This is a genomic window from Massilia atriviolacea (assembly GCF_003953935.1).
In the GTDB taxonomy this organism is placed as follows: Bacteria; Pseudomonadota; Gammaproteobacteria; order Burkholderiales; family Burkholderiaceae_D; genus Telluria_A; species Telluria_A atriviolacea.
Window position 1 is genome coordinate 101,605 of the sequence record NZ_RXLQ01000019.1, and the last position, 26,923, is coordinate 128,527.

Sequence of the window (26,923 nt, forward strand, 5' to 3'; positions counted from 1 at the left end):
ACCGAAGCTAACTTTATGGCTCACAGTCTATTTTCGCAGAATTTTTACAAGTTGTTACCCCCGTTCACACTGCGATACAGGCAAACCGGGGCAATGAGGCGCGGCGCAAGCTTGCGGTATTGGTAAAATAGGCGCCCGACTCACCGTCCCCTCCGAGATCCCATGCGCACAGACACTCCGCAAACCATCTATCGCAAAGATTACACCCCGCCCGGCTTTATGGTGGAAACGGTCGAACTTGGCTTTGATCTCGACCCGCAGCGCACCATCGTCGCCAGCCGCCTGACCATGACGCGCAATCCGGAGAGCAGGGCGCGCGCGATTGAGTTGCACGGAGAGAATATCGTCCTGGTGGCGCTGAGGATGAACGGCAAGACCCTGTCCAAGCGCGATTACCGCCTCGACGACAAGATGCTGCTCATCCCCGATGCGCCGGATGAAGTTACGCTGGAAATCGAAACCCTGACGGCGCCGGTCAAGAACACCACCTTGAATGGCTTGTACGTGTCCAACGGCAACTTTTTTACGCAATGCGAGGCGGAAGGTTTCCGCAACATCACGTATTTCCCCGACCGTCCCGACGTGATGGCGAAATACACGGTGATGTTGCGTGCCGATAAGGCGACCTATCCCGTGTTGCTGTCGAACGGCAACCTGATCGAAGAAGGCGAGCTGGGCGATGGCCGCCACTATGCCAAGTGGGAAGACCCGTTCAAGAAACCGTCTTACCTGTTCGCGCTGGTGGCGGCGCGCCTGGTGTGCCAGGAGGAAACCTTCAAGCTGGCCGACGGCCGCTCGGCGCTGCTGCAGGTGTGGGTGGAGGAGGGCAACCTCGACAAGACCGATTACGCCATGCAGTCGCTCAAGAACTCGATCCGCTGGGACGAGGAGCGCTTCGGGCTCGAACTCGACCTGGACCGCTTCATGATCGTGGCGGTGGGCGACTTCAACATGGGCGCGATGGAAAACAAGGGCCTGAACATCTTCAACACCAAGTTCGTGCTGGCCAATCCGCGCGTGGCGACCGATTTCGACTACGCCGGCATCGAGGCGGTGGTCGGCCACGAGTATTTTCACAACTGGACCGGCAACCGCATTACGTGCCGCGACTGGTTCCAGCTGTCGCTGAAGGAAGGCTTGACGGTGTTCCGCGACCAGGAATTTTCGGCCGATATGATCGGCACCGACAGCGGGCGCGCGGTCACCCGCATCGACCAGGTGCGCACTTTGCGCCAGGCGCAGTTTCCGGAAGACGCGGGACCGATGGCGCATCCGGTGCGGCCCGACAGTTTTGTGGAGATCAATAACTTCTACACCGTCACGGTGTACGAAAAAGGCGCGGAAGTGGTGCGCATGTACCAGACCCTGCTCGGGCGCGAACGCTTCCGCAAGGGCATGGACCTGTATTTCGAGCGGCATGACGGCCAGGCCGTCACCTGCGACGACTTCCGCGCGGCCATGGCCGATGCGGGCGGGCGCGACCTGTCCCAGTTCGAACGCTGGTACAGCCAGGCCGGCACGCCGGTGGTGCGCGCCGAGGGCCGCTACGACGCCGACGCGCTCACCTACGAACTGACCTTGACCCAGAGCTGCCCGGCCACGCCCGGCCAGGAAAACAAGCTGCCCTTCCATATTCCGGTGGCGGTGGGCCTGCTGGGCGCCGACGGGCGCGACCTGCACCTGAACGTCGACGGCCACGACGCCGTGACGGCGGTGCTGGAACTGACCGACGCCTCGCGCACCTTCCGCTTCACCGGCGTGAAGGAGGCGCCGACGCCATCGATCCTGCGCGATTTTTCCGCGCCCGTGGTGCTGGAATACGATTACACCGATACCGAACTGCTGCACCTGTTCAGCCACGACAGCGACCCGGTGAACCGCTGGGAAGCCGGCCAGCGCCTCGCCATGGCGCGCCTGCTCAAGCTCACAAGCGCCGTGGCCGCGGGCGATACGCTCGGACTGGACACCACCTTCATCGAGGCGCTGCGCAAGATCCTGGCCGACGATGCGCTCGACGCGGCCTTCCGCGAACAGGCCTTGCTGCTGCCGTCCGAGAGCATGATCGCCGACCAGATGGCGGTGGTCGATCCGCAGGCCATTCACCAGGCGCGCCAGTTCGTGCGGCGCACTGTCGGCGAGGCGCTCAAGGCCGACCTGCGCGCGCAGTACGACGCCAACCAGACGCCCGGCCCTTACAGCCCCGATGCGCTGTCGGCGGGGCGGCGCGGCCTGAAAAACCTGGCCTTGTCGTATCTGGCGTCCACCTCCAGCGAAGAGAGCATCGCACTGGCGCAGGCGCAGTTCGACAACGCCGGCAACATGACCGACCGAGTGGCCGCGCTGGCGGCCCTGATCCACGCGGGCGCCGCGTCCGCGCAGGCGGCGCTGCAAGCCTTCTACGCCGACTTCGACAAGGAGGCGCTGGTGATCGACAAGTGGTTCGCGATGCAGGCCTCGGCCCCGGCAACCGACGTGGCGGCCGTGCGCGCATTGATGCGCCATGCAGCCTTCAACATCAAGAATCCGAACCGCGCGCGCAGCCTGGTATTTACTTTCTGCGTCGGCAATGCGTCGCAGTTCCATGCGCCGGACGGCAGCGGCTACGCCTTCTGGGCCGAACAGGTGATCGCGCTCGACGCCCTCAACCCGCAGGTGGCGAGCCGCCTGGCGCGCTCGATGGACCGCTGGCGCAGGTATGCGCCGGCCCTGCAGGCGCACATGAAGAAGGCCTTGCAGAAGGTCGCGGGCGTGAAAAAATTATCCAACGACGTGCGCGAAGTGGTGAGCAAGGCGCTCGCCAATTAGTCGGCAGGGCCACGGCAACGCATCGTCCGCAAAGAATATTAAACAAAGCAAAGGGAAGTGAATGAAACGCGTCAGTCTCACGCAACACCTGGTCGAAGAACAACGGCTGCATAACTCCATTCCGGCCGAACTGCGCCTGCTGATCGAAGTGGTCGCGCGCGCCTGCAAGACCATCAGCCATTCGGTCGGCAAGGGAGCGCTCGGCGATATCCTCGGCAGCGCCGACACCGAGAACATCCAGGGCGAAGTGCAGAAAAAGCTGGACGTGATCTCGAACGAGATCCTGCTCGAAGCGAACGAATGGGGCGGCCACCTGGCGGCGATGGCGTCGGAAGAGATGGAATCGATCCATCCGATCCCGAACCGTTATCCGATGGGCGAATACATGCTGCTGTTCGACCCGCTCGACGGCTCGTCGAACATCGACGTCAACGTCTCGATCGGCACCATCTTCTCGGTGCTCAAGGCGCCCGAAGGCATGGGCACCCCGACCGAAGCGGACTTCATGCAGGCTGGCAGCCAGCAGGTCGCCGCCGGCTACGCCGTGTACGGTCCGCAGACCATGCTGGTGCTCACCACCGGCAATGGCGTGAACTGCTTCACCCTGGACCGCGAAATGGGTTCCTGGGTGCTGACCCAGCGCGACATGAAGATTCCGGAAGCGACCAGGGAATTCGCGATCAATATGTCGAACCAGCGCCACTGGCACGCGCCGGTGCAACGCTATGTCGACGAGCTGCTGGCCGGGTCGACCGGCGTGCGCGGCAAGGACTTCAATATGCGCTGGATCGCGTCGATGGTGGCCGACGTGCACCGCATCCTGAACCGCGGCGGCATCTTCATGTACCCGGCCGATACGCGCGACACCTCGATGCCGGGCAAGCTGCGCCTGATGTACGAAGCCAATCCGATGGCGATGATCGTCGAGCAGGCCGGCGGCGCCGCGACCGACGGCCGCACCCGCATCCTCGATATCGCCCCGGAAAAGCTGCACCAGCGGGTACCGGTGTTCCTCGGTTCGAAGAGCGAAGTCGAGCGCGTGAGCAGCTATCACGCCGGATAAAACTGGTTTTTTTAACAAAAAGCCGACAGAACGCGCATTCGCACTAGCAATTTTGCGGAATTCTTTGCTAGAATACGCGTCTTCGCCGATTTAGCTCAGTTGGTAGAGCAGCACATTCGTAATGTGAAGGTCGCCAGTTCGATTCCGGCAATCGGCACCAGGTACATGCATCAGGTCAGAACCCGCACGCTTTACGGCGTAGCGGGTTTTTTCTTGCCGGCGCCCTCAGCGCGGCGCCGTTAGCAGCAGGGAGGGCAGGCGGAAGCGCATTTTTCCGCTCTCGGCGCGGCCGTTGTTCTTGCCCGATTCAAAACTGCTGACCATGCCGGACAACAGGGTCGCGTTAAAGGCGGCGACCCCGAGCACAATGGCCAGCGATGCCGTGATCGCGGTGATGATGACCGTTTTCTTGAGGTCTTTCATGTCGGCTTTGATCTCGTAGTAGAGGCGCTCCATATTGTCGAAGCGTGCGTCGATGCGTTTGACGTACTCCGTGTGCCGTTCGGCGGCCAGGCGCTGGATCTCGATATCCTGTTGCCGCCATTGTGCCGCTTGCTCCGCCTCGGCACGCTGCCGTTCCTTGCGCTCATCGGCTTGGGCTTGCCGCCATTCGGCCTGGGTTTTCTGCCATGCGGCATCGGCCTCCCGCCGTTCCGCCTCAAGGCGTTCGCGCTCCTTCTGGCGTTCTGCCTCCAGGCGTTCGCGTTCCTTCTGGCGTTCTGCCTCCAGGCGCTCCCGTTCTTTTTTACTCTCCGCTTCGGATAGCCGACGTTCAGCCTCGAGCTGTTCGCGTTCTTTTTTACTCTCTGCTTCGGCTTGCCGACGTTCCGCCTCAAGGCGTTCGCGTTCTTTTTTGCTCTCCGCTTCGGCCAGCCGACGTTCTGCCTCCAGGTGTTCGCGTTCCTTCTGGCGTTCGGCCTCGAGGCGGTCGCGCTCTTTCTGGCGTTCGGCCTCCAGCCGTTCGCGCTCTTTCTGCCGTTCCGCCCGTTGCTCGGCTTCCAGTCGGTAGCGCTCGGCACGCTCCGCATCCTGGCGCGCATGCGCTTCGCGCCGTTCCTCTCGCCACTCGGCGTCCAGCCGGACTCGCTCGGCCCGCCGCTCGGCATCCATGCGGTCGCGCTCGTCCATCCGCATGATGAGCGTTTCGACGTTCGCCTCGACCGATGACATGCGTGTTTCCGCCCAGCTGCGTTGGGCTGCCAGGCGTGATTCGATCTCCTCGCGTGATGGTCCGTTCATGAGTCGATGATAGTCCTGCCATGATGAGCGTCAAGCGGGCGCGTTTGAGGCAGCGCAAGGCGCGTACCCCGCCTGCGCGTATTCGCCTTACTAATTATTCGAACAAGTAGCCCGACTGATAATCTTCGGTGCGCCGGCCCTGCCAGGGACATAAAAAGGCCCGCACAAGGCGGGCTGGGCGGCATCGATAGCGGTTGAATCAGGTCACGGCGCGCCCGCTGGCGACCTCAGACGCGATTCATCAGCGAACGCGCTTCCTGCCGCACCACGCGCCCGACGATGATGCATTCGCCGCCGCGGCAAGCGCGCCGGTGGTAGGCCGGGTCCGGATTCATGGACGACAGATACCATTCGCGGCCTTCGCGCACCAGTTGCTTGACTACCGCTTCGCCATCGAAATTTACCGCGTACAACTCGTTATTGACGGGCTTGGTGTCGGCGATATTGATGACCACCACATCGCCTTCGATCATCAGCGGCCACATGCTGTCGCCCTTGACGCTGATGGCCAGCAGGCACTGCGGCACCAGGTCGTTCTTTTCGATGAAGCGGCGCGGCAGGTTGATCGTGGTGTCGTTGCGGTCTTCCTGCGAGGCCTCGAAGCCCATGACGCCGGCGCGCAGGGTCAGGCTGACCTTCTTGATGGGGATGTATTCGTCCTGCTCGGCATCGACCGTGATGCGTCGGCCGACCAGGCGGAAATCGTTCCCGCGCGACTGCGCCATCGTCATCGCATCCTTGGCGGCGGCGTAGTCGTCCGCTTGCGATGCGAGCGCGGCGCTGAAGGACGAGATCGGTACACCCAGCAACTTCGAAAATTTGATGGCCACATCGATGTTCAATGGAATTTTTCCGTTGAGATATTGGTTCAACGCGCTTTGGCCGAATTCCATCTGGTTGGCGGCGGCTTCCTGGGACGCCGGCAGCCCTTGGCTGCGACGCGCGTGTTGCCACTCGATGAAGAGTTGCTTGAGCTGCGCTGCGTCCGCAAGCTCGTGTTGGTTTAGGGGGAGGGCTGGCATAGACCGAACAATATAAGGAAAACTAATAAAAAGCAATCAGTCTGACTGTTGACAACAACGATTAGTAGGACTAATATACTACTTATGAACACAAGACCAGCCGTCCGGCTCCACCCCGGCTCAGCCAGTGCCTTGCCGCGCGAAGGGATCGCCGTCCCCAGCCGAATGCAGTCCGTCCCCGCGCACGGGGACGCCCGCCGGACCTGACCCGGCAGTTCGACCAGTTTGACCAGAAGCCCGGCGCCATTGCCAGCAGCAATGGCCGCTGCCCCGCCACGCCCGCGCCAGCGGCAGGCATTCCACCAAGGAGAACAGATGACCGTCCAACCAGAACTCAATCACGAAGCGCGCCAGTTGCTCGCTGTCGCATGCGCCTGGCGAGAGAGCCGCAAGGCCACCGTCGCCACCGGTGGCGTGATCGGGGAATTAAGCGCGCTGCGCCATCGCCTCGACGGCGATGCGCTGGCTCAAGCAATCGACACGTATTGGAGGGCAGCATGAGACGTCAGCTGGTCGAACAACTTCGTTGCAACATTGTGGCCGCCCTTGCACATGGCCCGACACAGGTCGCCCCGCTGGCCCAACGGCTGGGCGCCGACGCCGAAAAAGTGCGCCAGCAATGCCTGGAGCTGTTCCGCGAGGGCGCCATCGGGCGCGATCCGCGCACCCGCCGTGCGCACATGGTGTACCGGGCGGCCGGCATGCCCGACCCGGCCGAACCCGATCCGCACCCGATCCAGCGCGTGCTGGCGCAGGAATGGAAAGGCCACCCCTACCGCGATCCGCTGGTTGCCGCGCTGTTCGGCCCGACGGGGAGGGCGCATGGCGGCGGCTTCGGCATGGCCCAGCATGGCGGCCATCGCGCCGACCGCGCCTGACGGCCTGTGCCTGCGGATAGTTGCTACGACAGCTGCCCTGAGCCTGGGCCGCGCTTGCCGGCATGCACACCGGCAAGCCCGCGTGCGACAGCTGGCGGATCGCTGGCCTCTGGCGCACGCTGCCGGCATATTGCGTGCGATCGCAATCTGGCAGAGAGCGTTGCCATTGTGCATGCGCACGCACCATTGGCGCAGCCGCGGGCGCCATTCATCCAATCCCCAGCCATTCCGCCCCGCATGCCCCGCATGCCCCGCATGCCGCGCGCGGCGACGACGACGTTACGCCGCGTGCCGGGCTAACGATCCCCTTCCTATCCCGCCACACAACAATGCCTCCCGGCATGCATGGCAACTCTGTTAGTCACCGCACAGTGAGCGAATGGCAATCGTTATATTTTTTGTATTCGGCACCAAGAAAAGGTGTCACCACCGCGCTGGTATAAAACTTTTAGAGGAATGGATCATGGACAATCAGAAATCGAATGGCGGCAACGCAAGCAATCTGGGTAACGAAGGTTCGGGCAGCAGCATGGGCAAGGACCTTGGCGCTGGCCGCAGCGACAATAACAAGCCTAACGACAACAACAAGGGCAGCGATCTGAGCAAAAGCGCGACCGATTTGCACAAAACCATCGACAAAGCGGCTGAAGCTGCCCAGCCAGTGGTTGAACGCCTGGCCTCCAGCGCGCACGCCGGCGTCGATAAAGTCAGCGGCGCCCTGTCCGGTGTCACCGGCCGCGTCGACGAAAAAACCCGCCAGCTGACCGACGCCTACAAAAACTTTGCAGAAACCGGCCGCGACTACGTTCGCACCAGCCCGGCGACCTCGGTGCTGGTCGCCCTGGGGATCGGCTTTACCCTGTCGAAACTGCTGGGTCGTCGTCACTGATCAGCGCTGTCATGCGCTGGCACGGTCCCGGTCGGCAAATGCCGTCCGGGCCAGCCCCGTACGTCCATCAACTCCCCGTTTCGATCGTTTCGCTACCTTGCCCTGGCAGGTAGTGCCGCATTCCCGCGCCGGTCTCTCGTCCCACATATTTTAGTTGAGGTAATTCATGGTCACACGTAAGAAAACTGGCGCTTCGGAAGATGGCGCCGGCTCCATTCTGAGCACGGTCTCCGGACCGTCGAACGCGCAGCCGCCCGCCAGTCTCGGCAGCAGCGATCCCATTGCCGCACAGTTGCTCGTCAAGACTGTCGCCGGCCAAGAGCTGGCCGCCGCCATGCCGTTCAACCCGAACAAGCCAGGCGAATACGGCGACGCCGCCCGCACGCCGCAGGCCGGCGCGACGGCAGAACCGTCGACCCCGCTCGCCACCGGCAGCACGCCGACCGAAACCATCGCCTCCGACAAGCTCGGCAGCGGCGTGCCGGCGGTGGGCGCGAATCCGACCGTCGGTCCGCTCGACCGCGTGCGCGTCGACAGCGGCGGACAACGCCTGACCACCAACCAGGGCGTGCCGGTTGCCGATAACCAGCATTCGCTCAAGATCGGCCTGCGTGGGCCGACCGCGATGGAAGACTTCATCCTGCGCGAAAAGCTGACCCATTTCGACCACGAGCGCATTCCCGAGCGCGTGGTGCACGCCCGCGGCTCCGCTGCCCATGGATATTTCGAGAGCTACCAGGACCTGAGCGCAGTGACCCGCGCCTCGCTGTTCGCCCAGCCCGGCAAGCGCACTCCCGTGTTCACCCGGTTTTCGACCGTCGCCGGCGAAAGAGGTTCCTCCGATACCGTGCGCGATGTGCGCGGTTTTGCCGTCAAGTTCTATACGGACGAAGGCAACTGGGATCTGGTCGGCAACAACATGCCGGTCTTCTTCATCCAGGACGCCATGAAGTTCCCCGACCTGGTGCATTCGGTCAAGCCCGAACCGCATCACGCCATGCCGCAGGCATCGAGCGCCCACGACACCTTCTGGGATTTCGTCTCGCTGATGCCCGAATCGACCCACATGCTGCTGTGGCAAATGTCGGACCGCGCGATTCCGCGCAGCTACCGCACGATGCAGGGTTTCGGCGTGCACACTTTCCGCCTGGTCAACGCGGCAGGCGAATCGGTGTTCTGCAAATTCCACTGGACCCCGCTGCAGGGCACGCACTCGCTGGTGTGGGATGAAGCGGCCAAGCTGGTCGGCGCCGATCCCGACTACCATCGGCGCGACCTGTGGGAAGCCATCGACAGCGGCAACTTTCCCGAGTGGGAGCTGGCCCTGCAAATCTTCACCGAAGAGCAGGCCGAGTCGTTCGCCTTCGACGTGCTCGATCCGACCAAGATCGTGCCCGAAGAATTGGTGCCGCTCACCCCGGTCGGTAAGATGGTGCTCAACCGTAACCCGGACAACTTCTTCGCCGAAACGGAACAAGTGGCCTTCTGTACCGCCCACATCGTCCCCGGCATCGATTTCAGTAACGATCCGCTGCTGCAAGGCCGTATCCATTCCTACCTCGATACCCAGATCAGCCGTCTGGGCGGTGTGAATTTCCACGAAATCCCCGTCAACGCGCCGATCGCGCCCGTGCACAACAACCAGCGCGACGGCATGCACCGCCAGGCCGTGCATCGCGGCCGCGTCAGTTACGAGCCGAACTCGCTGGGCGGCGGTTGCCCGTTCCAGGCCGGCATGAAAAACGGCTTCACCAGCTTCCCGCAGACGATTTCGGAAGACAAGGTGCGTGGCAATCCGGAACTGTTCGCCGATCACTATTCGCAGGCGCGCCTGTTCTTCAACAGCCAGAGCCCGGTCGAACAGGCGCACATTGCCGCCGCCTTCCGCTTCGAACTGACGCGCGTGCAGACCCCGGCCGTGCGCGAGCGCGTGCTGGCCACCCTGGCCAATGTCAATCCGGTCCTGGCCGGCTCGGTTGCCGCCGGCCTGGGCATGGACGTGCCGGCGCCGCTGCCGCTGGCGACCGACCGTCCGATGCATGAGTACGAGCCGTCGCCGGCCCTGTCCTTGCTCAGCCGTCCGGGCGAAACCGGAATCCGCACGCGCAAGGTGGCGCTGCTGGTCGCCAATGGGGTCGACGGCGCCATGGTGCGCGCGATCTACAGTTCGCTGCTGGAAGAGGGCGCCGTGCCGCGCCTGGTCGGCGGTCAGCTGGGCAAGGTCAAGACCAGCGATGGCGGCACCCTCGACGTGGAAATCACGCTCGAAGCCGGCCCGTCGGTCCTGTACGACGCCGTGGTCGTGCCCGATGGCGAAGCAGCCATCGGCACGCTCAGCCGCGACGCCCATGCCCAGGATTTCGTGCGCGAGCAGTATCGTCACTGCAAGCCGATCCTGGTGGTCGGCGCCGCCGCCGCGCTGCTCAAGCAGGCGGGCGTGCCGCCGGCCTTGCCGGACGGTTCGGCCGACCCGGCCCTGATCGGTACCGAAGGCGGGGCCCTGGCGCCGGCGCTGGCGGCCTTCAAGGCGGCGCTGGCCGGTCACCGTTCGTTCGCGCGCGAAACCGATCCGCCGAAGGTCTGAACGACGGCGTGGTAAACGAGAAAAACGCCAGCAATGCTGGCGTTTTTTTCGGCTGAAGGAAGTGCGTGCGGATCAGCGGAAGGTGTCGTACTCGCCCTTGCGGCGACGCGACATGAAGCCGATCAGGCCCAGGCCGGCCAGCAGCATGGCATAGGTTTCCGGTTCCGGCACCGGGGTGGTCGGTACCTGGAAGGCGGTCTTGCTGAGGTCGCGCGCGAAGATGGTCAGGTTCGAGTAGTCGGACAGCTTGCCGCCCGGGTTGAGCGCGTTCAGGGACCAGCTGCCGCTGGTCTTGGCGCCGGCGCCGAGGACTTCGTCGTTGAACAGCCAGGCCGAGCTGCCGCCGCCGGTATGCATCGCAAACACCAGGTCCAGCTTGATGTTGTTGTTCGGGTCGTTGTTCGCCATGGTCCACGAGCCGGTGCGGCCGCTGCTCTTGTCGAAAGTGAAGGTGAGGCTGGTGCCCAGCTTGCCGGTCGTGATGGCCACGCCGTTGTCGGCGTCGCTGCCGAAGGCGGCGATCGAGGTCCAGCCCTGTTTCGAGCCGTACAGCGCGAAGTCGCTGGCGAAACCGCTGCTGTTGCCGTTCTTGCCTTGCTGGGGATTGACGCCGCCGGCATAGTCGACCGCATCGGCGCCCGCGCCGTTGAGGGTGACGTCGCCCTTGGCGGTCTTGCCGGCGCTGCCGCTGCCTGCCTGCGCGTCGGTGGCGAACAGGACGCTCGTGAACAGTGCCGCGCCCATGGTAATCGTTTTAGCAATGTTTTTCATGTCGTTTCCGATGAGTAGAAATGGAGTGAGAAGCATTGCGGGGGTTAGGCAGCGCTTGAAGCAAATGCGTTAGTACAGGGCAAATAGTACCGCAGGTATTGATGAGATTCAAGTGAGAAAGTTATATTAATACAATTCAACTGATAAAAATATAACTTTCGCTTGCAATAATGTTGCTTCAGAAAAATTTTCACTGTCTGGCACAACTGGAAACTTCGGCTCTGTGGCGGGGCATCGGCGTCTGGCGCGCCGTTCAGGCCCCTGCCGTCGCGTGCGCAAAGCCGCTTGAGGCGACCGTTGTTCCCACCCAACAAAAACGCCAGCGCGAGGCTGGCGTTGTCGTCTTGCGAAGCGGCGGGATCAGCGGAACAGCGGCTGTGCCTGCTTGCGGCGGCGCGACATGAAGCCGACCAGGCCCAGGCCGGCCAGCAGCATGGCGTAGGTTTCCGGTTCCGGTACCGGGGTGGTCGGTACTTCGAAGGCGGTCTTGCTGACGTCGCGCGCGAAAATCGTCAGGTTGTCGTAGCCGGCCTTGTTGCCGAACAGGGTCAGCGCATTGAAGGTCCAGCTGCCGTTGCTGGTCGCGCCGGCGCCGATGGTTTCGTTGTCGAACAGGAAGGCCGAGCTGCCCACGCCGCCGTACATGGCGAATACCAGGTCCAGCTTGACGTTGTTCTTCGTGTCGTTGTTGGACACGGTCCACGCACCGTGGCGGCTGTCCGACTTGTCGAAGGTGAAGGTCAGGTTGGTGCCCAGCTTGCTGGTGGTGATGGCCACGCCATTGTCGGCACGGCTGCCGAAGGCGGCGATCGAGGTCCAGCCCTGCTTCGAGCCGTACAGCGCGAAGTCGCTGGCGAAGCCGCCGCTGCCGCCCTTGGTGGCGAACAAGCCCTGGGGATTGACCAGGAAGGCGTAGTCGACCGCGTCGGCGCCGGCGCCGTTCAGGGTGACGTCGCCCTTGGCGGTATTGCCGCCCCAGGTCGCGTGGGCGCTCGATGCGAACAGCAGCGACGTGCACAGGGCCGCGCCGATGGTGAAATTCTTAGCAATGTTTTTCATGTCGTTCCGATGACGGGAGAGTGGAGGAAGAAGCATTGCAGGGATGAGGCAGTGCTTAGTGCAAATGCAACAACGGCCCATATCATAACGTAACGACTGCTGTTTTTCAAGCAAGAAAGTTATATCGATGCAATCTAACTGTTAAACACACAACAGTAGAGGCGATTTATATTTGCAAAAAGAAAACGCCAGCGCGAGGCTGGCGTGTCGGCTGCCGATGATGGGGCAAGCTTATTTCGACAGGTCGACCGCCGGCGTGTGGCCGCCAGCCCCCTTGTCCCTGCGCAGGCGCCGCATGCCGCGCTTGAGCAGGTGTTCGAGGTCGTCGATGTATGTGAACACGGCCGGCACCACGAGCAAGCTGAGCAGGGTGGAAGTGATCAGCCCGCCGATCACGGCAATCGCCATCGGCGAGCGGAAGCTCGGGTCGGCGCCCCAGCCCAGCGCCAGCGGCATCATGCCGGCGCCCATGGCGATGGTGGTCATGACGATCGGACGGCTGCGCTTGTGGCAGGCGTCGACCAGGGCATCGAAGCGGTTCATGCCCGCTTCGCGCGCCAGGATCGCGTAATCGACCAGCAGGATCGAGTTCTTGGTGACGATCCCCATCAGCATGATCAGGCCGATCATGGACGGCATCGACAGCGCCTTCCCGGTCAGCAGCAGCGCCACGAAGGCGCCGCCGATCGACAGCGGCAGCGCCGCCAGGATCGTCACCGGCTGCATGAAGTCCTTGAACAGCAGCACCAGCACGCCGTAGATGCACAGCACCCCGATCAGCATCGCCAGGCCGAAGCTGGCGAACAGCGCCTGCATCTCCTGGGCGTCGCCCAGTTCCGCGATCTTCACCGAGGCCGGCAGGTTCTGCATCGACGGCAGGGCGCGCGCTTCGTCGTTGACTTCACCGAGCGAGCGGCCGGACAGCTCCACTTCCAGGGTCACGTTGCGGCTGCGGTTGAGGCGGTCGATCTGCGCCGGTCCGCTTTCCATCGTGATGCTCGCCACGTTCTCCAGCATGACCGGGCCGTTCTTGCCCGGCACCGTCAGGCGGCCCAGCGCCGCCAGGTCGGCGCGCACCGCGTCCGGCAGCTTGACCCGGATCGGCACCTGGCGCTCGCTCAGGTTCATCTTGGTCAACGCCGTGTCGTAGTCGCCGGCGGTGGCCACGCGCACCGTCTCGCCGATCGAGGCGGCGGTCACGCCCATGTCGGCCGCCCTGGCAAAGTCGGGACGCACGATGATCTCGGGACGCACCAGCGAGGCGCTCGAACTGACATTGCCGATGCCCTTGAGCGTGCGCAGTTCGCGCTCCACCGCCTGCGCCGCGCCGGTCAGCGCCAGGGGATCTTCGCTGCGCAGCACCAGCTGCATCTTGACGCCGGTATCGGCCGGACCGACGTTGAAGCGGGCGCCGGGGATCTGGTCGAGCCTGGTGCGGATCTGGCGTTCCAGCTGGTCCATCGATTCCTTGCGGTCGTTGCGGTGCACCGTGGTCAGGGTCAGCACCGCGCGCCGCGCCTCGGCCGAGGCGCCCGGGGCGAAGGCGTCGCCGCTGGAGCCGCCGCCGATGGAGCTGAAGATGCCGGTGATGCCCGCCACTTCCATCGCCGCCACGCGCGCCCGTTCGGCCACCGCATGCGTTTCGGCCAGGGTGGAGCCGGGCGGCAGTTCGATGTTGATCATGGTCTGGGCGCGGTCGGCCGGCGGCACGAAGCCGGTCGGCAGCAGCGGCACCAGCATGATCGAACCGACAAAGAACAGGGCCGAGGCGATCGCGGTCACCAGGCGGTGGTTCAGGCACCACTTCATGGCCGCCATGTAGCGCGTCATGAGCCAGCCGTCCTTTTCCTCTTCATGCGGCAGGTCCTTGAGGATGTAGGCCGCCATCATCGGCGTGAGCAGGCGCGCCACCACCAGCGAGGCCAGGATCGCCAGCACCGCGGTCCAGCCGAACTGCTTGAAGAACAGGCCCGGCACCCCGCCCATGAAGGCGGTCGGCAGGAACACCGCGACCAGCGCGAAGGTGGTGGCGATGACGGCCATGCCGATTTCGTCGGCCGCTTCCATGGCCGCCTGCATCGGGGTTTTACCCATGCGCAGGTGGCGCGAAATGTTCTCGATCTCGACGATCGCGTCGTCCACCAGCACCCCGACCACCAGCGCCAGCGACAGCAGGGTCACGGTGTTGAGCGTGTAGCCGAACAGGTACTGCCCCAGGAAAGCGGGAATCACCGACAGCGGCAGCGCGGCCGCGGCCACCAGGGTGGCGCGCCAGTCGCGCAGGAACCACCACACCACCAGTACCGCCAGGATCGCGCCTTCGTACAGCAGCTCCATCGAGCCGTCGAAGTTTTCTTCCACCGGCTGGGCGTTGTCGATTACTTCCTTGAGCGCCACGTTGGCGTGCGCCGCCTGCAGTTCGGCGACTGCGGCGCGGGTGCCCTCGGCCACCTTGGTTTCGCTGGCGCCCTTGGTGCGGAAGATTTCGAAGCCGACCACGCGCTTGCCATCCTGCTCGGCCAGCGCACGCGGCTCGGCCACGGTGTCGGTCACTGTCGCGATCTGGTCCAGGCGCACGCGCCGTCCGTCAGGCAGCGGAATATCCATGGCCGCCAGTTCGCCCGCCGTCTGCACGGTGGCGATGGTGCGCACCGACTGCTCGGCGCCGGAGACGTCGCCGCGTCCGCCCGGCGCTTCGCGCTGCACGTTGCGCAACTGGCGCGACACGTCCACCGCCGCCACCTGCAAGGCCGCCATGCGCGCATCGTCGAGTTCCACGCGAATCTCGCGCGTCACGCCGCCCACGCGCTTGACCGAACCGACGCCCGGCACATTGAGCAGCCGCTTGGCGACCGTGTTGTCGACGAACCAGCTCAGTTCCTGGTCGTCCAGCGGCACACCGCCCTTGCCCGGCGCCGCGTTGGCGGTGTAGGTCAGGATCACGCGTCCGGCGGTGGACACCTTGGTCACGGTCGGGTCGCGCATTTCGGCGGGCAGGTCGGCCTTGACCCGCGCCACCGCGTCGCGCACATCGTTCACGCCTTCCGAGATGTTTTTTTCGAGGATGAATTCGACCGTCACCGTGGCCACGCCATCGAGTACGCGCGTGGAGATGTTCTTCACGCCTTGCAGGGTGGCGACCGAATCCTCGATCTTGCGCGCCACTTCGGTTTCCAGCTGCGCCGGCGCGGCGCCGTCGAGCGTGGCGGTGACGGTCACGATCGGCAGTTCGATGTCCGGGAAGTCCTGCACCGCGTTGGCCCGGTAGGCCAGCAGGCCGGCCAGGGTCAGCAACACGAACAGCATGATCGCCGGTATCGGGTTCTTGATCGACAGGGATGAAAAATTCATGGTGGTTCCTTATTTGGCCGCAGTGGCCGGCTTGCTGGCCGGTGCGGTCGCTGCGACATTGCGTACCAGGTCGCCCTCGTTCAAAAAGCCGGCGCCGCTGACCACGACCACCGCGTCGGCGCTCAAGCCCTTGGTCACTTCGATGCGGTCGCCCAGGCGCCGTCCCGGCTGCACCTTGAGCTGGCTGACGCGGCTATCCTGGTTCAGGCGGAACACGTAGCTGAAGCCGTCGCGCACCACCACCGCCTGCTGCGGCACGGTCATGGCGTCCGAGGTGCCCAGTTCGAACTGGCCGCTGGCGAACATGCCGGCCTTGAACGGCGCATTCGCGCCGACGCTCTGGGGCAGGTCCACGTACACCAGCGCGGAGCGGGTCTGCGGGTCGATGGTCGGCGCGATCATGCGCACCTTGCCGGTCAGTTCGCTGCCGTTGGCCGCCTTGACCACGGCGCTGGTGCCGGGCTTGAGGCGCGCCAGTTCGGCCGCCGTGACTTCGGCGCGCCATTCCAGGCGGCCCTGGCGGATCATGCGGAACAGCTCCGTGCCCACGCCCACCACCGAGCCGACGGTGGCGCTGCGCGCCGAAATCACTCCATCGTCGGGCGCCACCACCTGCGTGTATTTCAGGCGCAGCTGCTGCGACGACAGGGCCGCCTTGGCCGAGGCGATGCGCGCCCTGGCGGTCTGCTCGGCCGTCTTGTACTGGCTGATCTGCTGGGCCGAGAGCGCACCCGAATTTTCCAGCGTGCGCGCACGCGCCGCGTTGGCCACCGCCTCGGCGGCATTCGCCTCGGCTTCCAGCAGGGCCGCGCGCGCCTGCGCCACGTCGGCGTTGACGGTGTCCGCCGAGAACACGGCCAGCACCTGGCCCTTCTTGACGATGTCGCCGACGTTGACTTTCACATCGGTCAGGCGCAGGCCGCCCGACTCGCTGCCGATCACCGCCTCCTGCCAGGCGGCCACGTTGCCGTTGGCGCCCAGCTTGATCGCCAGGGTGGCCGGCGACGGTTTGGTGGTGGTGACGGTGAGCGCCGGCTTCGGCGCCGCGTCCTTCTTGTCGTCGGCCGCCATCGAGTCGGGCGCGATGGCCAGCATGCCGCCCGTTGCCAGCAGCAGGGCGCCGGCCACCAGCGCGGCGGCCGGCTTCAGTTTGAGCTTGTTCACAGTGTCGTTGATCTTGTTGTTCATGGTCGTTTATCCGTAGTCGTGTCGGGGCGGTCAGTTCGGGGTGGCGGTCCAGCCGCCGCCGGCGGCGCGGTACAGGGCCACCGAGGCGGCGCTGCGTTCGCGCTGCAAGGTCACCACCGCATTCTCCGCGGCCAGGCGCGTGCGGCGCGCGTCTTCCAGTTCGAGCAGGCTGCCCAGTCCATTCTTGTAGCGGTCTTCGGCGGCGCGAAACGCCACCCGGTAGCCGTCCAGCGACACCTGCGCGTCGGCGCTGCGCTCGGCCGCGCTGTTCAGGTTCACCAGCGCCTGTTCGACTTCGCTCACGGCGCGCCGCGCGCTGGCGCGGTACGAGACCACCGCCGCGTCGTAGCGCGCCTTGGCCGCGTCCACATTGGCGCTGCGCCGGCCGCCGTCGAAAATCGGCAAGGTCAGCGCCAGCGGGCCGATGCTCCAGGTATCGAACTGGCTGTTCTCGCCGCCGCTGCTGCGCAGATTCGCCCTGCCGATGGAACCTTGCAGCGACAGGCGCGGATAGCGCTGCGCCTGCGCGCTGCCCACCTCGAAACTGGCGGCCGCCACTTCGCGTTCGGCGCTAAACACGTCGGGACGCTGGGCCAGCACCTGCGCCGGCAGGGCCGCGATGGCGGGCGCCGGCGGCGCCGCCGGCGTGCCGGCCAGCAGGCGCGCGCGCAGCTCGGGTTCGTCGATCGCGGTCAGTGCCACCAGGGTCTTGATGTCGATGTCGCACAGGGCGCGCTGCAAGGTGGCGCGGCTCTTGCTTTCGGCGGCGCTGGCGCGCGCCAGCGCCGCCGTGGCGGGCGCCTGGAAGCCGGCATCGGCCGACAGTCCGGTCAGGCGCGCCGTGTCCTCGCGCGAGGCGGCGTCCAGGCGCGCCACCGCCAGCAGCTGCTCGCACGAGCGCAGGCTGTAATACTGGTTCGCCACTTCGGCCGCCACCGCCACGCGCGCGTCGTGCCAGTTGGCGCGCGCGCCGGCCAGGCGTTCCTCGGCCGCGTTGCGGGTGGCGCGGCCGCCGCCGAACAGGTCGATCTCCCAGGCGCTTTGCAGGCCGCCCTGGCTGGTGGTGCCGATCGGCTGGGCGGCTTGCTGGTTGGCGCGGCTCACGCTCGCCGCCGCGTCCAGGGTCGGCGCCAGCGCGGCGCCGGCGGCGACGCGGTCGGCGCGCGACTGCACGATGCGCGAACGCGCCGTGGCCACGTTGGGGCTGGCCGTCTGCGCCGCCTCGACCAGCTGCGCCAGCAGCGGGTCGCCCTGCTCGCGCCACCAGTTGGCGAGGTCGGTCAGGCTGCCGTTGTGCGGCAGCGGCGTCTGCCACTGCGGCGGCACCGGCGCCTCGGTCCTGGTCGGCGGCGCCGTCGTGCACGCTCCCAGCGTCAGCGGCAGCAGGGCCGCACTCAGTACATGGACGATCTTCATGCTTTCTTCTTTCGTGGCTTTGTAATCGGTTGGGCGGTGGCCGTACGGCGCACCAGTTCGGCGTTGACCATCGCTTCGCCGTAGTCGACCAGGCGCGCCATCCAGGCATCGATGGCGGCGTCGTTTTCCAGCAGGTGCGGGTTGATGCGGTCGATCACGTCGCGCGTGACCATCAGCTGCACCGCCAGGCCGACCACCGAGAAGGCCAGGCGCTGCAGGTCGTCGTCCGGCGCGGCCAGGCCCAGGTGGCGGCCCAGCACCATCACCAGCGCCGCGTGGGCCGGCTTGATGCCGTTGTCGATTTCCTCGTCCCACACCCCGGTGGGCTCGAGCATCTCGCGAAACCACAGCCGCATCGACAGGCGCGCCAGGTCGCCGCGTTTCAGGTCGGCCATCATGATCCCGTAGAAGCCTTCGAGCGTTTCGCGCAGGGTGGCGTCGCTGGCGGTGAAGGCGTCCAGGTCGTGGTCGCAGCCGGGCGAGGGCTCGGTAAAGGCGGCCCGGTACAGGCCCGCCTTGTCGCCGAAGTAATAACTGATCGAGGCGATGTTGGTGCCGGCGGCCAGCGCGATCTCGCGCGTGGAGGTCTTGGCGAAGCCCTGCTCGGCGAACAGGCGGATCGCCGCCAGCAGCAGCCGCTCGCGCGACTGCGCGCCGTCCGAGCGCGTGCGGCGCGCTTCGTCGGCCAATACAGTGGGTGTTTTTTCCATGCCGCGATTTAATCACGAAAATCAAACGATTGATATAACTAAAGCGTTCGTTTTAACTAAACGGCGCCAACTTTACAATCGGCTTACATTGGAGGCCTTCTTGCATGCAAATCAACGGGAACTTTTTGCCCGTGTCGGCGCAATACCTGCAAGGCGCGGATCTGCCCCGCCACTTTTCGATCGGCTTGCCCATGAAACGCTACCTGTTGCTCCTGATCGCCGCCGCCCTGGCCGGGGCGCACGCCGAGCCGGCGCCGCCGACACCCGCCCGGCAAGCCGCGCACGTGCTGAACCGCCTGGCCTTCGGTCCCGCGCCGGGCGACCTGGAACGCGTGAGCCGTATCGGCGTGCGCGCCTGGATCGACAGCCAGCTCGCGCCCGAATCCATGGCCTTGCCGGGGGCGCTGAGCGAGCGCCTGGCCGGCCTGGAAACGCCCAACCGCAGCGCCGGCGCCACCCTGGCCGAATTCGAGGATGCGCGCCGCAACGCGCTACCCGACGCGCGCGATAAGGCTCCGGACGCCCTGGCCGAGCGCCGCGCACGGGTGGCCCGCATCGCCCGCGAAACGGCCGAAGCGCGCCTGCTGCGCGCCATCCAGAGCCCGCGCCAGCTGGAAGAAGTGATGGTCGACTTCTGGTTCAACCACTTCAACGTGGCCGCCTCCAAGGGCAATGTGCAGGCACTGGTCGCCAGCTACGAGCGCGATGCGATCCGGCCCTATGTGTTCGGCTCCTTCCGCCAGCTGCTCGGCGCGACCGCCAAACATCCGGCCATGCTGTACTACCTCGACAATTACCTGTCCGCCGCGCCCGCGCCGGCCAGGGCCAAGGGCCGCGCGCGCGGCCTGAGCGAAAACTACGCGCGCGAACTGATGGAACTGCACACCCTCGGCGTGGATGGCGGCTACAGCCAGCGCGACGTGACCGAACTGGCGCGCATGCTCACCGGCTGGACCTACGACCAGCGCGCCCTCATCGGCGAAGACCAGCTGTTTCGCTTCGACCCGAAGCGCCACGACCAGGGCGCCAAGACCTGGCTGGGGCGCGCGGTGGCGCCGGACGGCCAGCAGGAAGGCGAGATGGCGCTCGACGTGCTGGCCGTGCATCCGGCCACGGCGCGCCACCTGAGCTACAAGCTGGCCCAGTATTTCGTGCGCGACGATCCGCCGCCGGCCCTGGTCGAGCGCCTGGCGCGTACCTGGCAAGGCAACGGCGGCGACATCCGCGGGGTGCTGCGCGTGCTGTTCGCCAGCGAGGAATTCATGGCGCCGGCCAATGTCGGCGCCAAGTTCAAGACGCCGTATCAATATGTGGTGTCGGCGGTGCGCGCCAGCGCCACGCCGCCGGGCGAGATCGGCCCGCTGCTCGGCGCCATGACCCAGCTGGGCATGCCGCTGTACGGCTGCCAGACCCCGGACGGCTACAAGAATACCGAGGCGGCCTGGATGAACCCCCACGCGCTGACCCGGCGCATCGTGTTCGCCAGCGCGCTTGGCGCGGGGCGGCTGGCGCTGGCCAAGGGCGCGCCGGTGGTGGCGCTGGAAGACGCCAGTTCCGTGACCCCGGCGCCGCTCGACCCGCTGCTCCTGGCGTCGACCCTGGGCGCGTCCGTGTCCCCGCGCACGCAGGAGCTGGTGGCGGCCAGCCCGGTCGCCCTGCGCGCGGCGATGCTGCTCGGCGGCCCCGATTTCATGCAGCGCTAACTGGAGAAACGCATGCAACGCAGAGACTTTTTATCCTCGATGGCGCTGGGCGCCAGCCTGCTGGTGCCGGTCGGACGCAGCGCCTGGGCCGCCAGCGCAGGCGGTGGCGCGGGCGGCACGAACCTCACGCGCCAGAAACTGATCGTCGTCATGCTGCGCGGCGCCGTCGACGGGATGAACGTGGTGGCGCCCGTGGGCGACGCCAACTACCGGCGCCTGCGCCCGACCATCGGCCTGGAAGCGCCCGGCGCGGACGGCGCGGCGCTCGACCTGGACGGCTACTTCGGCCTGCATCCGGCGCTCGCGCCCCTGATGCCGCTGTGGCGGCAAAAGCGGCTCGCCTTCGTGCACGCCAGCGGCTCGCCCGACCCGAGCCGCTCGCACTTCGACGCCCAGATCTATATGGAGACCGCCACGCCGGGCCGCAAAAGCACGCCGGACGGCTGGATGAACCGGCTGGTGGCGGCGCTGCCGGGCGAAGCGGCCGCCAGCCGCGCGCTCAGTATCGGTCCGCTGATGCCGCGCATCCTGAGCGGCGCGGCGCCGGCCATCAACCTGCCCAACGGCGCCGCCGGGACCAGGGTCGACGTCCTCGACCGCCCGGCGGTGGGCGCCGCATTCGACCAGCTGTATGCCGCGCACGCGCGCTTCGGACGCGCCTACAGCGAGGGCAGGGTGGCGCACAGGGAGGTGGTGCAGGCGGCGATGAGCCGGGAGATGCGGCTGGCCGACAATGGCGCGCCGCTGCCGAACGGCTTTCCCGACGACGCCGCGCGGCTGGCGGGCCTGATGCGCAGCGATGCGCGCATGCAGCTGGCGTTCATCGCGCTGGGCGGCTGGGACACGCATGCCAACCAGGGCGCGGCCACCGGACAGCTGGCCAACCGGCTGGCGCCCGTGGGCCTGGGGCTGGCTACCCTGGCGCAGCGCCTCGGTCCCCTGTTCGAGCACACGACCATCGTGGTGATGTCGGAATTCGGCCGCACCGCGCGCCAGAACGGCAACGGCGGCACCGATCACGGTCACGGCAACGCCATGTGGCTGCTGGGCGGGCGGGTGGCCGGCGGCAAGGTGTATGGCGACTGGCAGGGCGTGGGCGACGACGCGCTCAACGAAGGACGCGACCTGCCGGTGACCACCGACTTCCGCTCGGTGCTGGCGCAGGTGGCCGAAAAGCACCTGCGTCTGCCGGATCGCCAGCTGGCGACACTGTTCCCGGACATGCCGGGCCAGGCGCTGCCGTTTCAATTATTATAAGTTCATGACGACATATTTGTATCCATGGCGCAACACCGTAAAACTACCGTATTGCACTGCACCATAAATGAGAATATAGTGGACTTGTCTCCTCCAGTTTTCTCAGAAGATTGGATTGCCGCCCGCACCGTCAAGGTCGCGGGCGTTTTTTTTAGCGTTTTTCGCGCAGGGCGAGGGTGAAGGTGCTGCCGGAGCCGTAGTCGCTCGTGAAGTACAGGTTCCCGCCCAGCAGGTTGGCCAGGTTCTGGCACAGGTACAGTCCCAGTCCGGCGCCTTCGGCATGCCGGGTCGAGGTCGAATCGAGCTGCGAAAACGCCTGGAACAGCTTGGACTGGTCTTCCGGCTTGATGCCGGCCCCGCTGTCGGTCACGCTGAATTCCGTCAGCAGCGCGCTGGCGTCCATCCGCTGCGACAACGCCACTTTGACCGTTCCCTGGTCCGTGAACTTGATCGCGTTGTTGACCAGATTGATAATAATCTGGGTCAGCGCGCGCCGGTCCGAATCGATCACGATGGCCTCGGACGGCAATTCCACCGACAGCGCCAGCCCTTTTTGCGCGGCCAGCGGACGCAGGGTGTCGGCCGTATGGGTGATCAGGTCCTGGCACTGCACGCGCTCGAGCGCCAGGGTCACCTTGCCCGCTTCGATCTTGGCCACATCGAGGATGTCGTTGATCAGCGAGAGCAGATGGCGCGCACTCGAACGGATGGTGTTGAGCTGCTTGTCCTGGTCCGGCGTGAGCGGGCCGGGAAGCTTCATCAGCAGCGCCCCGGTAAAGCCGATGATGGCGTTGAGCGGCGTGCGCAGCTCGTGCGACATGTTGGCGATGAAGGCCGACTTCATGCGGCTCGCCTCGGCCAGTTCCAGGTTCTTGTGCGCGATCTCGCGGTTGATGGTTTCCAGCTCGGCGGCGTGGTGCGCGAGGCGCATATTCAGTTCGATCACCTGGCGCTCGCGCGCCTGCAGCTCGCCGTTGACCTGCACCGCCTGTTCGTACGTCGAAATGAGCAGGTCGAGGATCTGCTGGCGCCCGGCGTTGATGAAGTGCTTCTGGTTGCCCAGATACAGCGCGATGCCCGCCTCCACTTCCGGCGGCGGCCCTTCGCGCAGGCGCAGGTTGAGCAGCATGTGGCTGATCCGGCTGAGCAGGTAGTCCTCGGCGTAGGGCTTGCGCACGAAATTATCGGCGCCGCACTCGATGCCGCGAATGATGTCTTTGGGGGCGTTCAGCGCGGTGACCAGGATGACGGGGATATCGCGCAGGGCCGGGTCGGACTTGATGATATGGCAAAGTTCGTAGCCGTCCATCTCGGGCATGATGATGTCCGACAGGACCAGGTCGGGCTTTTGCTCGCGGATCAGGTTCAGGGCCAGCTGGCCGTTCAGGGCCACGCGCACCCGGTACGACTTGGACTGGATCAGGCGCCGCAGGCGTTCGGCCTGGGTCGGGCTGTCTTCGACGATCAGGATCTCGAATTCTTCTGGCTGGATTTGGTACGTCGAGTCCACGACATGGCTCCTTGCACGGCGGCTGCGGTCATACGACTATATCGGATTTGTCGCGCCAGATGGTAAATTTACAGATACCATCATGTCACTGTTTTTTACTCCGTGTCGCCCTGGAAGCCTCCCGTGCGCCAGGTCAGCACCAGCGTGTCGCGGTGGCCGTTCTCGCCATCGGGCTGGATCGGGGTCGATTCGTGGATGACGGTGGCGTCGTCGAGCAGGATCAGGGTCCACGGTTCGAGCATGGTGAAGCGCTTGCCGTCCGGGCCCGCCGCCTCGAAAATGCGGGTCTCGCCCCCCTTGATATGGCTGCGCCCGACCAGCAGCACGGCCACGAAGTCGACGCCGTCGCGGTGCGCGCCTTCCGGCGTGGGGCGGCCGATGCCTTCGAGCGTATCGATGCGGAACTGGTGCGCTTCCACATACCAGGGCTGGGCCGCACGCACGCGCGAGCAGGCGTCGCCCAGGGCGCGCAGCAGATTGCCCCACGCCGGCAGCGCCACCGTGCCTGGCTCCACCGGTTCGAACAGGCGGTGCATGCCGCCGTGCAGGGCGTTGTATTCGACCGGCTGCCAGTGCGCGCGGTGCGCGGTCTGGCTCAGCGCACCGCCATCCTGGATAAAGCAGGAATGGCGCCGGCGCCGGTAATTGCCGCCATCCTTGAGGTAGTTGTCCGGCGCCAGATGGTCCCAGCTGGGGACCAGCGTGTCGAGGTCGGCGAGGCTGCAGCCGGCCAGCGTGGCCACGTCGGCAGGGCGCAGCAGGGCGTAGCCGCTTGTGCGCAGCGCGTCGGTGAGCTGGGCGATATCGGTAAAGGGCGGTGCGTGTGTTGTCATCACGATAGCGTAGCACTATTTACAGCGCACCGTCGGTAGTGGGCACTTACCACTTCTTCACAAGCGTCAGCCGCAGCGAGCGCGATTCGATCGGGTGGAAGTGCACGTCGTCGCGCGCGGCGCTTTCACCGTCCAGGCGCGACGCGTAATAATAGGCGATCGCCGAATCGCGCCGCCTGGTCAGGTTGAAGCCCTCGATTTCCAGCAGCAGGCCGTTGGCCAGGCGGTAGCCGATGCGGCCGTTCATGGTGGTGCTGCCCGCCGCGCGCACGCTGTTGTCCTCGACCAGCGGGCGCGCGCCCACATAGCGCAGGCGCAGCGCGCCGGACCACGGGCCGCGGTCGACGCTCAGCGCGAACTGGCCCACCCCTTCCACCGCGCCGGCGATACGCTCTTCGCCAGCGGCCACGCCGGCGCCGCGTGCGCGGGCCTTGGCGAACGCCAGGTCCAGGTCCAGCGAGAGCCACTTGAAGGGCTTGTAGTAATTCGACAGCTCGATCCCGGTGCGGCGGCTGGCGGGACCGGCTTCGGTGTTCCCGGCGTCGCCGACGTAGACCAGTTCCGAGGCCATGTCGAGCCGGTACAGCGACAGGGCGCTTTGTACCTTGGGCAGCAGTTCGCTGCGCATGCCCACTTCCAGTCCGCGCGTGCGCGCCAGGCCGGGCGCCGGCGCCGCACGGTCCACGGCGCCGCGCGCATCGTTGCTGTGAAAGCCGTTGCCGGCGTTGAGATACCACTCGGTCTGCGCCCATGGTCCGAAAATCAGGTTCAGCGAGGGGCTGAGCTGATGGTCGCGCGAACGCGCCGCGCCGCCGGTCATGTCGCTGCTGCGCACGTCGAAGCGGTAGCTGTCGGCGCGCAGGCCGGCCACGCTGCGCAGCTTCTCGCTCCAGCGCACCTGGTATTCGGCGAACAGGCCGAGGCTGGACTCGACCACATGGTCCTCGCGCGTGGTGGAGAGGCGTTCGCGCCGGCGCGTGTTGTACAAGCCGTTGAAGATATTGTCGTTCTGGAGCTGCAGGCCGACCGTCACATCGGCCTTGATGCCGGTGCCGTGGCCATGCCAGGTATGGGTCGCGTCGACGCCGCTGGTCACGCGCCGGTCCGGCTGGCTGAACTGGTCGCCGTTGACCGGATCGTTCAGAAAATAGGTGAAGTTCGAATACAGGTCCAGCTGGTTGCGGATCACGTAGGCGTTGACCTTGGAGGCCTGCTCCGCGCCGGTGCGGCGCCACACGCCGGAGACGCTGTAGCGGCGCGCCTGGCCGCCGTCGCTGTCGTCGATGGCGTCGAAGCGTCCCAGGCTGCCGTCATCGACGGCGCGCTGGGGGATCTGGTCGGTCGCGTTCCAGCTGGCGCGGTAAGCCATGGCGCTGACCGTGAAACCGTTGTTGGCGTAGCCCTGGCTGTAGCGCAGCACGGCGTTGACCTTGCGGTAGTCGTCGGGCCGGGTGAAGGGGCCGTCGTTGTGCATCGCCTCGAGCGCGTACAGCAGGTTGCCGGCCCCCGCTTCGGGCGAGCCGGCCAGCAGCGCGCGCGCAAAGCCGTTCTGGCCGATGCTGGCGCTGCCGGTCGTCTGCGTCAGGCGGTTGGCGTAGGTGATCGATGCCGCGCCGGCCGAGGCAAAGTCGCCATCGCGCGCCGAGTATGGACCCTTGCGGTAATCCATGCGCGCTGCCAGTTCGGGAATCAGGAAATTGAGGTCGGTCCAGCCCTGGCCGTGCGCGTGGCTGCGCTGGTTGACCGGCATGTCGTCGACGCTGGTGCGCAGGTCGGTGCCGTGATCGAGGTTGAAGCCGCGCAGGAAAAACTGGTTGGCCTTGCCCTCGCCGCTGTGCTGGGTGGCGATCAGGCCGGGCGCCGCTTCGAGCAGTTCGCCGGGGCGGTAGACGGTGCGCATCTCCAGCTGTTTCTGGGTCAGGCTGCCGGCATTGGCCGAATCGGCGATGCCCAGCTGGCTGGCGCGCGAACCGTCGATCAGCACGCGCTGCAGGACCAGGTCGTCGGCACGGGCGGCGCCGTGGCACAGCAGGAGCGACAGGGCGATCGGGGTAAGGCGTAAGGCGGAATGGATGGTCACGGTAGCTGTTGTTCTTTTTTGTTGCGGTCGAAGGAGAGGGTGGCGACGGCGCCGGCGCGGTTGACGTTGACCGTGTTGACCTGGTCGGGCAGGAAGTCGATCAAGACGTCGTCGCGCAGGCGCACGGCGGCCGCCAGCGGTGTCTTTTCCACTTCCTGGTAGATCACCACGTTGTCGACATTGGTCGTCACGCCGACCCAGCGCAGCGGCAGGCGCGCATTGTCCGCGCCCAGCAGGTAGAACTGCCTGTCGATGTACTTGCGCAGCACCGCTTCGTCCTGCGGGTCGGACAGGTCGAACTGGCGCTGGTACAGGTTCGCCAGCAGCGCCTCGATATCGTGCGCCATGTAGGTGTGCACCACTTCGATGCTGCCGGTGTTCGGGTTGAACGCGATGTCGGTGATCCCCGCGTGGAAGCGGTGCGCCTGCGCGCCCAGGCAGGCGCAGGCCAGCAGCGCGCCGAGCGCGAGGCGGCGTTTCATTTGGCGTCCTTGGCTTTCAGGGGCGTCTTGAAGTCCTTCATCAGGTCATCCTTGCTGCGGTCGGTCTTGAACAGCTCCAGGCG

20 protein-coding genes and 1 tRNA gene are annotated in these 26,923 nt (G+C 65.8%); 9 read left to right on the top strand and 12 right to left on the bottom strand.

Going from position 1 to position 26,923, the window contains the following annotated elements; genetic code table 11:
• Nucleotides 1-162 precede the first annotated feature (162 nt).
• The 3 genes from pepN to EJB06_RS26800 all read left to right on the top strand — a co-directional run bounded on the left by pepN (nucleotide 163) and on the right by EJB06_RS26800 (nucleotide 4,028).
• A complete protein-coding gene (gene pepN / locus EJB06_RS26790; RefSeq protein WP_126077095.1) occupies nucleotides 163-2,805 on the top strand; it encodes an aminopeptidase N in 2,643 nt (880 codons plus the stop codon).
• A 61-nt stretch (nucleotides 2,806-2,866) separates the two neighbouring features.
• The gene (locus tag EJB06_RS26795; protein WP_126077096.1) at nucleotides 2,867-3,868 is read left to right on the top strand and encodes a class 1 fructose-bisphosphatase; all 1,002 of its coding nucleotides are present in this window, start codon (nucleotides 2,867-2,869) and stop codon (nucleotides 3,866-3,868) included.
• Nucleotides 3,869-3,952: 84 nt separating this feature from the next.
• Nucleotides 3,953-4,028: transfer RNA gene (locus tag EJB06_RS26800), tRNA-Thr, on the top strand.
• Between the two features lie 65 nt (nucleotides 4,029-4,093).
• Here the strand turns inward: EJB06_RS26800 and EJB06_RS26805 are convergent.
• A complete protein-coding gene (locus tag EJB06_RS26805; protein ID WP_126077097.1) occupies nucleotides 4,094-5,107 on the bottom strand; it encodes a coiled-coil domain-containing protein in 1,014 nt (337 codons plus the stop codon).
• 227 nt (nucleotides 5,108-5,334) lie between these two features.
• The gene (locus EJB06_RS26810) at nucleotides 5,335-6,129 is read right to left on the bottom strand and encodes a LexA family transcriptional regulator (RefSeq protein WP_126077098.1); all 795 of its coding nucleotides are present in this window, start codon (nucleotides 6,127-6,129) and stop codon (nucleotides 5,335-5,337) included.
• A 315-nt stretch (nucleotides 6,130-6,444) separates the two neighbouring features.
• On the opposite strand from EJB06_RS26810, the gene EJB06_RS26815 reads away from it, so the two are divergent.
• The 4 genes from EJB06_RS26815 to EJB06_RS26830 all read left to right on the top strand — a co-directional run bounded on the left by EJB06_RS26815 (nucleotide 6,445) and on the right by EJB06_RS26830 (nucleotide 10,480).
• A complete protein-coding gene (locus EJB06_RS26815; protein WP_126077099.1) occupies nucleotides 6,445-6,630 on the top strand; it encodes a hypothetical protein in 186 nt (61 codons plus the stop codon).
• Nucleotides 6,627-7,007, top strand: coding sequence for a hypothetical protein (locus EJB06_RS26820; protein WP_126077100.1), 381 nt, complete (start codon nucleotides 6,627-6,629; stop codon nucleotides 7,005-7,007). Before EJB06_RS26815 ends, EJB06_RS26820 begins: the two co-directional genes overlap by 4 nt.
• A 463-nt stretch (nucleotides 7,008-7,470) precedes the next feature.
• Nucleotides 7,471-7,896, top strand: a complete 426-nt coding sequence (locus EJB06_RS26825; protein ID WP_126077101.1) for an ElaB/YgaM/YqjD family protein — start codon at nucleotides 7,471-7,473, stop codon at nucleotides 7,894-7,896.
• Nucleotides 7,897-8,062: 166 nt separating this feature from the next.
• Nucleotides 8,063-10,480, top strand: a complete 2,418-nt coding sequence (locus EJB06_RS26830) for a catalase (RefSeq protein WP_126077102.1) — start codon at nucleotides 8,063-8,065, stop codon at nucleotides 10,478-10,480.
• A gap of 72 nt (nucleotides 10,481-10,552) precedes the next feature.
• Here the strand turns inward: EJB06_RS26830 and EJB06_RS32710 are convergent, their stop codons facing one another.
• From EJB06_RS32710 to EJB06_RS26860, 6 genes are all read right to left on the bottom strand, one after another.
• The gene (locus EJB06_RS32710) at nucleotides 10,553-11,251 is read right to left on the bottom strand and encodes a PEP-CTERM sorting domain-containing protein (RefSeq protein ID WP_229427306.1); all 699 of its coding nucleotides are present in this window, start codon (nucleotides 11,249-11,251) and stop codon (nucleotides 10,553-10,555) included.
• 360 nt (nucleotides 11,252-11,611) lie between these two features.
• Nucleotides 11,612-12,310, bottom strand: a complete 699-nt coding sequence (locus EJB06_RS32715; RefSeq protein WP_229427307.1) for a PEPxxWA-CTERM sorting domain-containing protein — start codon at nucleotides 12,308-12,310, stop codon at nucleotides 11,612-11,614.
• 231 nt (nucleotides 12,311-12,541) lie between these two features.
• Nucleotides 12,542-15,661, bottom strand: coding sequence for an efflux RND transporter permease subunit (locus tag EJB06_RS26845; RefSeq protein ID WP_126077103.1), 3,120 nt, complete (start codon nucleotides 15,659-15,661; stop codon nucleotides 12,542-12,544).
• Nucleotides 15,662-15,670: 9 nt separating this feature from the next.
• A complete protein-coding gene (locus EJB06_RS26850) occupies nucleotides 15,671-16,849 on the bottom strand; it encodes an efflux RND transporter periplasmic adaptor subunit (RefSeq protein ID WP_126077104.1) in 1,179 nt (392 codons plus the stop codon).
• A gap of 30 nt (nucleotides 16,850-16,879) precedes the next feature.
• Complete coding sequence (locus EJB06_RS26855; protein WP_126077105.1) at nucleotides 16,880-18,265, bottom strand: efflux transporter outer membrane subunit; 1,386 nt, start codon at nucleotides 18,263-18,265, stop codon at nucleotides 16,880-16,882.
• Nucleotides 18,262-18,975: a CerR family C-terminal domain-containing protein gene (locus tag EJB06_RS26860; protein WP_126077106.1), complete on the bottom strand. Its 714-nt coding sequence runs from the start codon at nucleotides 18,973-18,975 to the stop codon at nucleotides 18,262-18,264. The genes EJB06_RS26855 and EJB06_RS26860 overlap by 4 nt, the downstream gene beginning before the upstream one ends.
• 191 nt (nucleotides 18,976-19,166) lie before the next feature.
• On the opposite strand from EJB06_RS26860, the gene EJB06_RS26865 reads away from it, so the two are divergent.
• Nucleotides 19,167-20,678: a DUF1800 domain-containing protein gene (locus EJB06_RS26865; protein ID WP_126077107.1), complete on the top strand. Its 1,512-nt coding sequence runs from the start codon at nucleotides 19,167-19,169 to the stop codon at nucleotides 20,676-20,678.
• Nucleotides 20,679-20,690: 12 nt separating this feature from the next.
• A complete protein-coding gene (locus tag EJB06_RS26870) occupies nucleotides 20,691-21,935 on the top strand; it encodes a DUF1501 domain-containing protein (protein WP_126077108.1) in 1,245 nt (414 codons plus the stop codon).
• 151 nt (nucleotides 21,936-22,086) lie between these two features.
• Here EJB06_RS26870 and EJB06_RS26875 read toward each other — a convergent pair whose 3' ends face one another.
• From EJB06_RS26875 to EJB06_RS26890, 4 genes are all read right to left on the bottom strand, one after another.
• Nucleotides 22,087-23,445 carry a hybrid sensor histidine kinase/response regulator gene (locus EJB06_RS26875; RefSeq protein WP_126077109.1) on the bottom strand — a complete coding sequence of 453 codons (1,359 nt, stop codon included), beginning with the start codon at nucleotides 23,443-23,445 and terminating at the stop codon, nucleotides 22,087-22,089.
• 95 nt (nucleotides 23,446-23,540) lie between these two features.
• Complete coding sequence (locus EJB06_RS26880; RefSeq protein ID WP_126077110.1) at nucleotides 23,541-24,278, bottom strand: 2OG-Fe dioxygenase family protein; 738 nt, start codon at nucleotides 24,276-24,278, stop codon at nucleotides 23,541-23,543.
• A gap of 46 nt (nucleotides 24,279-24,324) precedes the next feature.
• Complete coding sequence (locus EJB06_RS26885) at nucleotides 24,325-26,358, bottom strand: TonB-dependent receptor (RefSeq protein WP_229427308.1); 2,034 nt, start codon at nucleotides 26,356-26,358, stop codon at nucleotides 24,325-24,327.
• Complete coding sequence (locus EJB06_RS26890) at nucleotides 26,355-26,840, bottom strand: DUF6702 family protein (RefSeq protein WP_126077111.1); 486 nt, start codon at nucleotides 26,838-26,840, stop codon at nucleotides 26,355-26,357. The genes EJB06_RS26885 and EJB06_RS26890 overlap by 4 nt, the downstream gene beginning before the upstream one ends.
• Between the last annotated feature and the right edge of the window lie 83 nt (nucleotides 26,841-26,923).